The organism is Lacrimispora xylanisolvens, assembly GCF_002934545.1.
GTDB classification, from domain to species: domain Bacteria; phylum Bacillota; class Clostridia; order Lachnospirales; family Lachnospiraceae; genus Lacrimispora; species Lacrimispora xylanisolvens.
The window spans coordinates 200,983-214,602 of the sequence record NZ_PTJA01000004.1 but is presented as its reverse complement, the minus strand read 5'-3'; the positions used below and the strand labels follow the sequence as shown (position 1 = coordinate 214,602).

At 42.6% G+C, this 13,620-nt stretch carries 10 protein-coding genes; all 10 read left to right on the top strand.

Translation table 11 applies throughout. The features are described from left to right. The first annotated feature begins 50 nt into the window (after positions 1–50). The 10 genes from hydA to BXY41_RS08985 all read left to right on the top strand — a co-directional run bounded on the left by hydA (position 51) and on the right by BXY41_RS08985 (position 13,576). Complete coding sequence (gene hydA, locus BXY41_RS09030) at positions 51–1,427, top strand: dihydropyrimidinase (RefSeq protein ID WP_104436496.1); 1,377 nt, start codon at positions 51–53, stop codon at positions 1,425–1,427. Further along, a complete protein-coding gene (gene yqeC, locus BXY41_RS09025; RefSeq protein WP_104436495.1) occupies positions 1,427–2,230 on the top strand; it encodes a selenium cofactor biosynthesis protein YqeC in 804 nt (267 codons plus the stop codon). Before hydA ends, yqeC begins: the two co-directional genes overlap by 1 nt. A 24-nt stretch (positions 2,231–2,254) precedes the next feature. Further along, entirely contained in the window at positions 2,255–3,289 is a 1,035-nt protein-coding gene (locus BXY41_RS09020) for a molybdopterin-binding protein (protein WP_104436494.1), read from the top strand. Position 3,290: 1 nt separating this feature from the next. Further along, positions 3,291–4,106 (top strand): selenium-dependent molybdenum cofactor biosynthesis protein YqeB, encoded by an 816-nt coding sequence (yqeB, locus tag BXY41_RS09015; RefSeq protein WP_104436493.1) that lies wholly within the window; start codon positions 3,291–3,293, stop codon positions 4,104–4,106. Then, the gene (locus BXY41_RS09010; RefSeq protein ID WP_104436492.1) at positions 4,103–4,678 is read left to right on the top strand and encodes a nucleotidyltransferase family protein; all 576 of its coding nucleotides are present in this window, start codon (positions 4,103–4,105) and stop codon (positions 4,676–4,678) included. The genes yqeB and BXY41_RS09010 overlap by 4 nt, the downstream gene beginning before the upstream one ends. Before the next feature lie 135 nt (positions 4,679–4,813). Then, complete coding sequence (locus tag BXY41_RS09005; protein WP_170072296.1) at positions 4,814–6,556, top strand: sensor domain-containing diguanylate cyclase/phosphohydrolase; 1,743 nt, start codon at positions 4,814–4,816, stop codon at positions 6,554–6,556. 339 nt (positions 6,557–6,895) lie between these two features. Continuing rightward, positions 6,896–7,618 carry a LytR/AlgR family response regulator transcription factor gene (locus BXY41_RS09000; RefSeq protein WP_170072295.1) on the top strand — a complete coding sequence of 241 codons (723 nt, stop codon included), beginning with the start codon at positions 6,896–6,898 and terminating at the stop codon, positions 7,616–7,618. A gap of 193 nt (positions 7,619–7,811) precedes the next feature. Then, the gene (locus tag BXY41_RS08995; RefSeq protein WP_104436490.1) at positions 7,812–9,308 is read left to right on the top strand and encodes a hypothetical protein; all 1,497 of its coding nucleotides are present in this window, start codon (positions 7,812–7,814) and stop codon (positions 9,306–9,308) included. A 201-nt stretch (positions 9,309–9,509) separates the two neighbouring features. After that, entirely contained in the window at positions 9,510–11,351 is a 1,842-nt protein-coding gene (locus BXY41_RS08990) for a vWA domain-containing protein (RefSeq protein WP_104436489.1), read from the top strand. A 41-nt stretch (positions 11,352–11,392) separates the two neighbouring features. After that, positions 11,393–13,576: a transcriptional regulator gene (locus BXY41_RS08985; RefSeq protein WP_104436488.1), complete on the top strand. Its 2,184-nt coding sequence runs from the start codon at positions 11,393–11,395 to the stop codon at positions 13,574–13,576. Positions 13,577–13,620: the final 44 nt, after the last annotated feature.

Below are 13,620 nucleotides of genomic sequence, written 5' to 3'. Positions count from 1 at the left end.
ACCGGTATGCAAAAGGCAAACCGGATTAGAAGAAAGGAAGTGGATTTGCTGTGAAGACGTTGTTGAAAGGCGGAACCGTGGTATCGGGAAGCAAGGCGGTTGCAGCGGATGTTCTCATGGAGAATGGAACGATTCTGGATGTGAAACCGGGAATTGAAGAGAAAGAAGCAGATATTATTGATGTAACCGGCAGACTTTTGTTCCCGGGGTTTATTGATGCCCATACTCATTTTGATCTTCATGTGGCAGGTACCGTAACAGCAGATGATTTTGAGTCAGGAACCAAGGCAGCTTTAGCCGGAGGAACCACCATGATTATTGATTTTGCCACCCAGTACCAGGGAGAAAGTCTGCATCAGGCACTGAATAACTGGCATAAAAAAGCAGATGGCTACGCATCCTGTGATTATGGCTTTCACCTGGCAATCTCAGACTGGAATCATTCCGTAAGCGAAGAGCTTGACACCATCGTTTCAGAAGGTGTGACTTCCTTTAAGCTTTATATGACTTATGATGAGATGTATATGGCTGATAAAAAGATATACCAGATTTTAAAACGTTTAAAAGAAGCCGGAGGAATTGCCGGTGTACACTGTGAAAACAAGGGAATCATCGAGGCGCTGATTGAGGAAGAAAAAGCAAACGGTAATTTTTCGGTGAATGCCCATAAAAAGACAAGACCTGCGGCAGTAGAGGCAGAGGCAGCAGGCCGTCTTTTAAAGATAGCCCAGGTAGCGGATTGCCCGGTTATCATCGTACACTTAAGCTCGGAAGCCGGTTATAAAGAGATTGCTTATGCAAGAGAAAGAGGACAGGAAGTATATGTGGAAACCTGTCCCCAGTATCTGATTTTCAATGAAGATGTTTATGATCTCCCAGGTTTTGAGGGAAGTAAATATGTAATCTCTCCTACAATTAAGAAGGAATCAGACAGACAGAAGCTGTGGGAGCTCTTAAAGGCGGATCAGATTCAGACGGTATCCACCGATCACTGCAGCTTCACTACCGCTCAGAAAGCAGCAGGCAGAGAAGATTTTACGAAGATACCAAACGGAATGCCCGGAGTGGAAGCCCGTCCTGCCCTGGTTTACAACTTTGGCGTTAAACAAAATGGTCTGACAGTGGAACAGATGTGCCGGATGCTCTCAGAAAATCCGGCAAAGCTTTACGGCGTTTATCCAAGAAAAGGCGTGATAGCTCCTGGAAGCGACGCTGATCTTGTGGTTTTTAACCCTGATGCCAAATGGACCATGTCTGTTGAGAATCAGGTTGCCAACGTGGATTACTGTCCGTTTGAAGGGATTTCTGTTGAAGGAAAAGCGGAACTTGTATTTTTAAAGGGCAGACTGGCGGCTGAAAATGGTGAAGTCTTATTGGAAAAGACAGGCGCCTATGTAGCCAGAAACAAGCCTATGGTAATCTCCTGATGATATTAAAAAGCGCCTATGCGATTGATGTGACAGATGGAATATTACAGCTGGAAGAAAAAGATTCTCTATGGGAGGCTCTTCGTATTCCCTTAAAAGAACCGATGATTGTAGCTTTTACCGGCGGGGGCGGGAAGACAACCTCCATGTATTGCCTGGCCGACGAGCTGGCAGCTCAGGGAAAGCGGGTCATTGTAACTACCAGTACCCATATCTTACGGCCGACTGACAGAATCGTCACAGAGGCAGCTGACTGGAATACAGTAAGTGATTTTATAACAAGTCATAAGGAACTTTTTCCTTTGGCAGGCTGGGTGCTGGTTACCGGCCTGCCTGACAAAGAGGGAAAGTTAAAGGGAATGGAACTTTCTGAGCTGGAGCGGCTGACGCTGCTATGTGATGTCCTTCTTGTGGAAGCAGATGGTGCAAAGCGCCTTCCATTGAAGATACCCAAGATAAATGAACCGGTTTTACCTGGCGGTACTCATGCAGTAATTGGCTGTATGGGCCTTAACTGTATCGGGGAGCCGTGGGAAGAAATGTGCTTTCGTTATGAATTGACACCACAGGTGTTTGACGGTGAGAAAAAGAACGGACGAATTACGCCTTCTGATGCAGCAAAAATACTGACCAGCACCAATGGAACCCGAAAGGGAGCTGAATCCATGGAATACCGGATTCTTATAAACAAAGCAGATGATCAGAGGCAGTTGTCCAGTGCTCAGGCAGTAGCAGATGCAATGGGAAAACAATGGGCGAAGAACACAGCAGTAACCAGTTTTATAGAAAAGGATCAGAATTAGACACACGGGAAAGGGATCAGCAAGATGAAAGAGATCAGAACGGAAGACGCAGCAGGTCATGTTCTTTGCCATGACATGACCCAGATTATACCTGGAGTTTCAAAGGATGCAAGATTCCGGAAAGGTCATGTGGTGACAGAGGAAGACATCCCTGTACTGCTGTCAATGGGAAAAGAGCATCTGTATATATGGGAAAAAGATGATACCATGTATCATGAGAATGAGGCTGCTGAAATACTTTGTGAATTATGCAGAAACGACCATATGGACAGGGGCGATGTAAAAGAAGGGAAAATAGAATTAAAATCCACCATTCGCGGGCTTTTAAAAATAGATACCGGTCTGCTTGATATAATAAACAGTGCCGGAGATATGATGATTGCTTCCAGGCATTCCAATACTCCTGTAGAGCCGGGAGATAAGCTTTGCGGAACCAGGATTATTCCTCTCGTAATTAAAAAAGATAAGATGGAGGCAGTAAAAAAACTCTGCGGCGGAAAAAGGATATTTTCCATACTGCCTTATAAAAATAAAAAAGTGGGCATTGTTACAACTGGGAGTGAAGTATACTGTGGAAAGATCAAGGATGCATTTGGCCCGGTACTAAGAGCGAAGGCAGAGGAGTTTGGAGGAGAAATACTGGGACAGACTTTAACAGATGATAAGCCGGAGCATACCTCAGATGCCATTCTTGAATTTATCAGGCAGGGAGCGGACATGGTACTGGTCAGCGGCGGCATGAGCGTGGACCCGGATGACAAAACTCCGCTGGCAATCCGAAATACGGGAGCCGAAGTGGTATCCTATGGTGCTCCGGTTTTGCCGGGTGCCATGTTTCTTCTGGCCTATTACCGTAAAGATGGAAAGAACATTCCGGTAGCTGGACTACCGGGCTGTGTGATGTACTCCAAAAGAACGGTATTTGACTTAGTGCTGCCAAGACTGATGGCAGATGATCCCATAACAAAAGAAGAACTTGATAAGCTGGGGAAAGGGGGGCTGTGCCTCTCCTGTGAGGAATGTCATTATCCTAACTGCGGATTCGGAAAGGGCTGGTAGGATGAAGATATTGATCAAAGGAGCAGGTGATCTGGCTTCCGGGATCGCCTGCCGCCTCCACCGCTGCGGCTTTTTAGTCGTTATGACAGAGAAACCAGTACCCACCACCGTAAGGCGCACTGTTGCATTTTCAAGAGCTGTTTACGAAGACAGGACAAAAGTTGAGGACATTACCGGCATATTATGCCGCAGCATGAAAGAAGTAGAGGAAGCATTGTCAAATGACCAGGTGGCAGTGGTGGTTGATGAGGAGTGCAAAATACGTGAAAAATGGAATCCGGATGCAGTTGTAGATGCGATTATAGCAAAGAAGAATCTGGGTACCAGGATTACGGATGCAGACATTGTAGTCGGAGTGGGACCTGGTTTTACTGCAGGGAAGGATTGCCACTGCGTGGTGGAAACAAAGCGGGGCCATGATCTGGGCAGGTGCATCTGGAACGGCAGTGCCATCCCCAATACGGGAGTTCCAGGGATTATCGGTGGCTATGATAAAGAACGGATCATACGTGCTGTGGATAACGGCGTATTTCACCCGGCTGTAACCATAGGGACAGTCGTACAGTTAAATGATGTGGTTGGGTATGTGAATGATGCTCCTGTGCTTGCCCAGGTTGGGGGAGTTGTAAGAGGACTGCTTCAGGATGGTGTGACTGTTTTTCGTGGAATGAAATCAGGAGACATAGATCCCAGAGGTGTGACCGGGCACTGTTATACCATCTCAGACAAGGCATCTGCCATTGGCGGGGGAGTGCTGGAAGCTATATTAAGTCTTCAGAAAAAGCAACTTGCACAGAAGGAAAGGATTTCAACATGAATATGACACTGATTCTTCTGGCAGCGGGAGACAGCGTAAGATTCAACGGCAATAAGCTGCTTTATGAAATCAATGGAAAGCCTATGTACCGTTATATTATAGAAGAAATCGACCAGCTTCCAAAAGATTTGTTTTTCAGAAAACTGATAGTTACCCAATATGATGAGATTATGGAATGCATGAAAGACTCCGGATATAAAATCATTGTAAACAGGGACAGCAGACTGGGGATTTCTCATTCCATTCATCTGGCACTTAAGGAATTGGAATATGAAAACACGGATTTTTTATTTGCAGTCTGTGATCAGCCTTACTTAAAATCTTTTACCATAGAGGCGCTGGTGAAAGGATTTTATGAAAGCAAAAAAGGACTTGCCTGTTTGTGTTTGAAAGGAGAGCCCGGCAATCCTGCCATATTTGCAGGCAGCTACAGAAAAGAACTGATGGAACTTACAGGAGACAAAGGCGGAAAAAAGATAATCAGAGCCCATCCGTCTGATGTTTTTCTTTTAGAAGCAGAAAGTGCTGATGAATTAAAGGACATTGACAAACTGTCCGATGAATTCGAATAAATTGTTAGAAAAACACGGCTATAATAAGACCGTGTTTTTTTGTTACCAGTTTTATCCAAGTATAGAAAAATATCACTTATTGGTTTTCAGAAGAATGAAAATCGTGTATAATAAAATCATCAAAGGAGGGGCGGTATGTGGAAAAGGCTGAGGGAACATTTCCTTATGTTAAATAAGAGCAGAAAGGAATTAAAGCAGGAAGGACTTAAGATCTGTGCGGCTTATTTTCTGCTTGGTTTGTTCTGGATTTTGTGTTCTGACAGATTGGTTCCTGCCATTGTCAGTAATTCCCGTTCAGTCATGCTTTTTAGCATGGGGAAGGGAGTCTTATTTGTATTTTGTACTTCCGCATTTTTATACTATGTGATATTGAGACTGCTTAACAAAGCCGGTGCCGCAGAAGAAGAACTGAGCAAAAGTTATAAAGAACTGAAGATGCAGTATAAAAAGATCGGTCTTTATGATCAGATGCTTATGGAAAGTGAAGAAAAATACCGTACAATTATAGCTCATATGCAGCTTGGGATGGCACTGTTTGAGGGAGAGAATGAAACCGACATCAGGCACTACAGGCTGATTGATGTAAATCCCTGCTATGAGGAACTGGCCTGTGACAAGGAAGTTTCTGTGTTGGGAGGATATTTTTGTGACATACATGACACTCTGGATCCTGATATATGGGAGCTGCTTGCAAGGACTGTGAAAACAGGGGAGCCAGCCCGCTATGAACGGTTCCGGAACAGGACAAGCACATATTATGAGGTGATTGTTTTCTGCCCTGGCAAAAACCAGCTGGCCCTGATTGTCAATAATATAACCGAGCGCAGGCAGGCTCAGGAAAGGCTGAATTATTTAAGTTTTCATGATCCCCTTACTGGTTTGTATAACAGAAGGTATTTTGAAGAGCAGCTGAAAGTTTTGGACCAGGAGTTTAACTATCCGCTGGTAATTACCATGGCAGACATCAATGGTCTGAAACTGATCAATGATTCTTTTGGCCATGCAGCAGGAGATGAATACATACGAAAAGCGGCAGCAGTTCTCATGAACAACACCCGCAGCCATGATATCATATGCCGGCTGGGAGGAGATGAATTTGTTATCTTTTCACCTGGCACAGGCGAAAAAGAGATAAAAAAGATGATTTCTTCCATGAGTGACATGGCAAAAGCTCAGGCTGTGAATAAAATCATGCTTTCCATCTCTTTCGGATACAGCATAAAGTGCAGCAGTGATGAATCCATTACAGAGGTTTTAAAGAAAGCCGAAGATTTTATGTATCGGAAAAAGCTGATGGAAAGTCCCAGCATGAGGGGGAAGACCATTTATACCATCATGGCGGCACTTCATGAAAAAAACTTCCGAGAGGAACAGCATTCCCTTCGTGTATCAGAACTGTGTGAAAAGATGGGGGAAGCACTTGAACTTCAGGAAGATGACATCAAGGAATTAAAAACAGTTGGCCTTCTTCATGATATTGGCAAGGTAGCAATTGAAGAGGGTATTCTTAATAAGAACGGAAAGCTTGATGTAGATGAATGGGGAGAGATAAAAAAGCATCCCGAAATCGGATACCGCATTTTAAGTACAGTGAATGAGCTTTCAGAAATGGCTGATTACGTGCTTGCCCATCATGAGCGCTGGGATGGAAGCGGATACCCCAAAGGGCTGAAGGGAAAGGAGATTCCCATACAGTCCAGAATTATCGCCATAGCTGATGCCTATGACGCCATGATCAGCGAGCGGAGCTACCGCCATGCGCTGTCAAAGGAAATTGCAGTCAGTGAGCTTTTAAAGGGAGCTGGAACGCAGTTTTGTAAAGAGTATGTATCGATATTCATTGACAAAGTAATTAATAAATCCGGAACTGGTGCCTAGATTGTTATAAAATTAACAGGAATGAGCGGTATGCTTCTTTTTCAGGAGCATACCGCTCATTCCTGTTTTACTTTTTTATAAAGAACATGTTAAAATTAACAATTATAAATTCATAAAAAAATATTGTTTTAATATAAAAAAAGTAACTTTTTGTAAGTGGAATGTGTCAATTTTGGAACTCAACGTGTATAATTTTGGCACTTGGGTTGAAAGTTGTCGAAAATAGTTATATGCTGAGACCGTTAAGATACATAATTAGCATACCATTAACATTTGATGAAGAAGCAAATCTGTAGAAAAACTGATTTCGGAGATTGCTGGATAATAGGAGGAGAGGCCATGTTAAAAATAGGAGTATGTGATGATGACCATCTGCTGCTGTTGGAAGCAGAAACGCGTTTGCGCAGGATTGGGATTGAGAGAGAAATGAATCTGGATGTGGAGACCTTCTGTGACGGTGATGAAATTGTCAGAGCTGTTTATTTAGGAAAGCGTTTCGACATCATTTATATGGACATTGAGATGAGACGTATGAACGGATTGATGGCAGCAGAACGAATCCGTGAATACGACCGCATGGTACAAATTGTATTTATGACATCTCATCAGAGATACATCAATCAGGCCTTTCGCTCAGCGCCAATCGGATACCTTGTTAAGCCCGTAAGGGATCCTGAATTTAATAATAATTTCAGCCACATATTAAATCTGATTGAGACAAAAGACTTATATTACCACTTCAAATATGGCAGAACAGAGAGTCAGGTATATTTAAAGAAAGTGCTGTATTTTGAAAGCAAGCTCCGACTGACTGAGATTGCATGTGAAGAGGGCCGTCACAGACTATACAAAAGTCTGGAGGAGATAGAAAACGAATTAAAAGACCGTAAGATTCGTTTTATCAGAATACACCAGTCTTATCTGGTGAGTTTTACCCAGATCGCCAGAATCTCCAATGACGTAGTGGAATTAATGGATGGAACCTGTCTGCCGGTCAGCCGCAGCAGACGTAAGGAAGTGGAAGAGATTATGTTTGAGACCATGGGGTGGTGTCAGGTTTAAAGATAGCAGGATGAGGTCTAGTGCAGAGAAGAGCAGTTAATAGCTGCTTTTCTTTTTTTGTATTGACCTAATTCCTAATACTAAATTACCAATAATTACATGTAGGGTGCTAAAAATTACATGAATACCTTTTTTGTCAATTAATGGATTATAATGTAACTAAAAGTCGTTGGATTAAGGGAGGAGTATGAAAATGATTAAATGTGGCAAATTTGTTCTGGCAATTGCAGCAGCAATTCTGATATCTGGATCTGTATGTGCCTGTTCTGCGCAGGAGAGTTCTGAGCTTTTAGAAGGGAAAAAGGTTCTTTCACAGATGCAGTCTAAATTACCTTTGCAGAAAGGTTTTACAAATACATCCCAGACAACTGTACAGCCTGGATTTGATTCACCGGAGAGTGCAGTAAAGGGTTATTTAACAGGGCTTAGGGAGAGCAATCTAAAGTATATGACAGATACCTTTTCAGAAAGTATGGAAATAGATGATATTATGCGTCAATATGCCATTCTTTGCGGGCTTGGTTTGGATGAGGGAGAACCTGTGAGTCTAAAAAGTACAGCGGAGGTAAAGGCATTTGTCGATAATCTGGAGAGTGGTATAAAGGCTATGGATCTTAATTCAGTGAAGCTGGTGGGATTTGTTGACCCTGGAGATTTAGATGATGCTTACACGAATGAAAAACATCAGGAAAATTTAATCAGAATAGCTAATCGGTATGGTGGGGATAAGATGGTAAGCTGTGTTGCCGCTATTGAGGTGAATGGTAAAAAATTCTTTTTGATTTTTGATGTAATAAGAAAGGATGGTCGGTGGTTTAATCATCAGTTAGGCGGAATCTTTGCTAATATGTCAGGAATGGAAAGGAAAGAGGCAGGTACACTTTCGTTAGAAACAGCGGATGAGCAGATTTTGAAACAATTAGTGCCTGATTTTTCAAAAAACTTATTAGATGCAGAAGCGGGGCATGGGGCATTAGGGTCTGCTGTCACTAACGAGGAAGCAGGAGGCTTTGATTCGTCTCAGACGGCAGTCAGAAGATACCTGGAATATCTTGCGGCCAATGAACAGGACAAGATGATTGGAACATTTGCAGTGGAGAGCTACGTGGATCATTTTGATTTTCGGACCAGACTGGAAAGTAGTGGGGCATATATTTTTATGCAGCAGGAATTCAATTTTCCAGCAGTAACTGATTTTTCCAGAGATTTAAACATTGAAAGCAGAAAAAATGACATCCGGTGGAATTTATTAGAACAATACACAGCATTGGGTGTCTTCTCGGAAATAGATACAGCTGATCTGGTTCAGGCGGAAGATTTGGATGTATCCTTCGCGTTATCAGAATTGCCGAAACGTTTGAATACTAGTTCCATAAAAATTTTGGGATATATTAGTCCGGAAAAAATGTCAGAGTCTTATGGGTCAAATGATTTTCAGGATATAGAACTCAGGAAGATGAAAGCTTACGGTGCAGATGATATAGAAAGTATCGGGGCTGTGTTTGAACTAAATGGTGCCCGCTATATTATTTGTATTGATACCGTGAAATATGAGAACAGATGGTTTATCAGGGAGCTTGGCGGTGAGCTTTCTTTACTGCTTGGAATTGACAGCAGGTACGCCGGGATCATTCGTGCTGATTACCTGGAAAATCCGGATATTGATAGTCACATTTTGCCTCTCAATTAATGAAAGGTCAGATAATTCGTGTCGAAAAATGTCGAATTAGAGGAAAAATACGACAGTTATTTACCAAATATTACATGTAGCGTGCTAAATATTACATGAATGGTTTTTTTGATTGTTTTTATATTATAATGTAACTAACAAAAATGAGACAAAGGTATGGAGGTTTAAAATGTTAACCAAATCTTTGTCAGGAGGGGTGAGATGAAAAATTTAAAAAGGATTTTTCTGTTTATCGGGGTTATGATGCTGTTGCTGCCGATCAGACAGGATACTCTGGCAGCTGAAGAATACCATGGGCAGCCTGCAAAGAATGGTGAAATAGTATTTCTTCTGGATACCAGTGGTTCCATGAACTCTAATGATAAAAGCCGCTTTGCGATTGATGCCATACGTCAGGCAGTTTGTAGTCTTCCATCAAATTATAAGTCTGGACTTGTAGCTTACAATACAGGAATTCAGACGATTGTTCCTTTAAGTGGCGGGGCAGATCCCATGGGTACACAGCTTTCCTCTGTTATATATAAGGGCTATACCAATGCCGGAGAAGGACTGAATCAGGCAGTAGGTCTTTTTTCTGCAGATGAGAATGTGGACCGCAGTATTGTCATGGTAACTGACGGAGAAATCGATATGCCTGATAAACAGGCAAAAGAATCATCACGTGCCTTATACTCTGAAACCATTAAAAAAGCAAAAGAAGCGGGAATAAAGATTTATATTGTTGCCGTAGGCAGTGAGTTAAATGATCCTAATATGCATATCTTCGACGGCGCAGAGATGACCGATGGTGCCATCTACTGGCAGGGACAATCCGGAAATCTGGTACAGATCATGAACCGTATTCTTTATGATCGAATGAATCTTCCGAAACGGTCAGTAGGAGTTACAGATGGAAATGGCGGAAGCCTTCATGTTGAACTTCCTTCTCCGGGAGCAGAACGTGTAAAAGTAGTGCTGACCTCCGGACAGGGAATTCAGAATGTGACAGCAGATTATACGGCGGATGAAGGACATATTACAAGCGGTCGAAATTTTGCAGTCATAGAGATGACCAGACCTGCATCTGGCGCCGTTGATGTCCGTTTCCAGACACCGGAGCTTTCTGGTGTGGAAGCATATATGACTGTGGAATACACAGCCAGACCAGTGGTCAATATCAATTACAGGAGAGAAGAAGTATTACCTGATGCAGGAAGTGAAGAGAAAAGTAAAACAAAATTCCCACCACTCTACAAGCACTATGCAGACTTGGAACTGTCTCTTAAGGATACTGCAGGTAAGAACGAAAATCTCTGGAACACGCCTTATTATGAAGGGCAGTCGGTACCTTTCTGTGTCAATGGTGTTTGGAAATCCGGCACTATAAGCGGGGGTCTCATACCTTATTCCCTTCCTATTGATGGAATTGATACAGTGACAGTTGAGTTCGATACCAGCATGTTTGCGGAACAATATAGGATCGAACAGCCGGTGACAGAACAGCTGGCTCCACCGCCAGATCCTATACCGGAGCCAGAACCGGATTACCGCCCGTTATGGGCGATACTGGGAGCGCTTGCACTGGTAATCGTCTTAATCCTGCTTTGGTGGTATAAGAAAAAGAATGCAGCAGTGATCTATGTGTCCCAGTCTCCTTCTTCAAAAGAACCAGTTAAGATGAAAACCAAGGCCTGTACTTACTCTGGTAAATTCAGTATTTACGTGGTAAGAACCGCAGACGGGCGTGATGTACCTCCTCAGACTTATCATCTGTTTGGAAGAAACAGCGGGCGTATGACACTTGGACAGATTCTTGCTTCCTGTAAAATAAAGCTTGGAAAAATCGGGGAAGAGGACATCATTATCTACCCCGGACCAGATCATTCTGTAATTATTATGGATCAGTCGGAGCGGTGCACGGTACTGAGAGGAATGGAAATTTTAAAAAAGGGCATGGGATATCCTGTATTTTACAACGAGAAAATTACAATTACTTTTGAAGATGAATCCACTGAGATGGAAATTCATTATAAAAACCTAAAGCCAAGTGAGAGGAAATCATAGCAACATCCTTTCAGATAGATAACAAAGGAGGAATAAGCAATATGGGAAATGTAATAAAGCAGACCAACCGGACTCTGTTAATGGAGGTCATTAATCCGGAAAAACTGGATTTGTTAACCCTTGTTGGAGATGTCAGGGGAGTGGAGAGTCTGTCTGATGACAAAATCAAGGAAATTAACGATCACTTAATGGTCCGCAGTTTCGATGAACTTTTGGAAAAATTCGCACCGACAGTCTATTGTTACTACAATGCCAATAATCAGAGAGTTGTTTATCAGCTGGATAAGCCGGAACAGGTACCTGATGAGATGCTTACAGAAATACCGTTAAACCGCCAGAATGAATTTATGGGAATGCTTATGTCTATGGTGGAGACAAAACGTTCCGAGGGGACCATTAATGTAGATTTCAAATTTGAGAAACTTACAGATATGATTTCTCCCAAAAAAGTCATGGATGCAATCAAGCAGAACCGAAAAGAACTGCAGTATACATATGGGGAATACGCAAAGCTGGATGAAGAGGATCCTAAGAAGAGAGATTTAGGCGACAAATTAAATGTTATGTTTGAGGAGGCAAGCGCCAATTATAACAACGTCATGGCGCTCCTCCCCCTGGCAATCGAAGACATCAAAACCAGACTCCTGTTAGGAGACGGAGGAGATAAAAAGGACAATACCCCTCTTGCGTTAGGTGTATTGAGCATGGGTGACCAGGGAGAACTTCGTGTCTTGGAGGCTCCCAAGGTTGAAACAACGGCTTTAACCACGATTGATGACAATGTAAATACCGGGCTGATCGAAGCATTAAAGGATGATTACCAGGCTTTAAATGAGGAGAGCAATGATTATGTTGGTGCACTTGTTGCAAGAACCTTCTGCCCGCTGTCCTCTACCATGGAGAGCAGTATTGACATAGCAACAGAGGTTTCCAACTACAATTCCTATCTGGAATTCTATAAGGAATCAAAGGATGCCTTTATCAAAACGGTAAAACCTCTTATTGAAAGACTGCTTGGTATCTGGTGTTATTTCGAACAGTATCCCAAAAAGTTAAAAGGAATGCGTCCTTCCATGCTTGTAACCAACGTATCCAATGAGATGCTGGCAAAGAGCAGCAATATCCCAAGGCTGATTACCTATTTAACCACTGTTAACGCAAAGAATGACTTTACCAATACAGTCTGGTACGCAGTAGTACCAAACGTATCCCTGGATCAGAACAGTAAGATGAAGCTGACCAGAGAGCGTTTTAAAGGAAATTCCAAGGCAGAGAAGAATGATACCAACAGTGTGGAATCATTAATCCGTCTGCTGGATGTGTTCAAGGATTATAAGGTTCAGTGCTTCTTCTCCTACGAGGCAGATGACAGCACCACCTTTAATGCTTTGGCAACGGAAGGTATCACCAGATACGAGGACCGCTGTGCGGCACTTATGGGAAAAGAATTCAGTGAATTTGCCATCCCGTGTCTGCCAAACTATACAATCATTCCCAAGGACAAATCAGGGGTTGTTTTAGACAGCCGTATGGTTGTGGGTGAAAACCAGACAGCAGAGCTTTCCAAGGAAAAAGAAGACATCATGAAACTTTGGATCGATGGTGTTTACGTTGGAGCAGCGTATGTAGCTGCAGGAGTTGTAGCCGCCTGTCAGTGTCCGGAATATTTAAAATCAAAATTCGGACCTGGTGTCAGATTAGATATGGAACTGCCGGGAGTCAGATTTGATATTGAAGCAGATGATCATTCCCTGATTGCCTGCACCACCATGGCAAAGGAAATCACCGGATTTACCAATTCCATTAAGAATGATATCAACCGGAAAAATTTTGGATTCATTTTCAGTTCAGAAAATGCTTCTTACAAAGGAACTAACATCACAAAAATTATGGTTTATAAAGCAAGGAACTTAATGTCTGATGGTTCCATGTTTGAGCCTATCTATAAAACACAGGTAACTACCTATATCGAACGGGTTATGCGGCACGGAACAGGAGACTTTAAAGAAGATTCCATTGTCCAGTTCTTTTCCAATAATCCGAACAGCCAGAAGAGTCAGTGGCTGTCCAGAAGAGAATATCTTAACGGAGTCCTCGGAGCAGGAGATGACATCAGCTGCAGTATTAATGAAGAAACAGGCTACTGTACGCTGGACATTACCTTTAATGGCAATGTAAAGAACTTAGAAGTAGAGATTAACCGATTATCGGCGAATAAGGCTTAAATGCCTTTGAAGCATATATTTTTCAAAAGAAAAGGAGGAAGTAA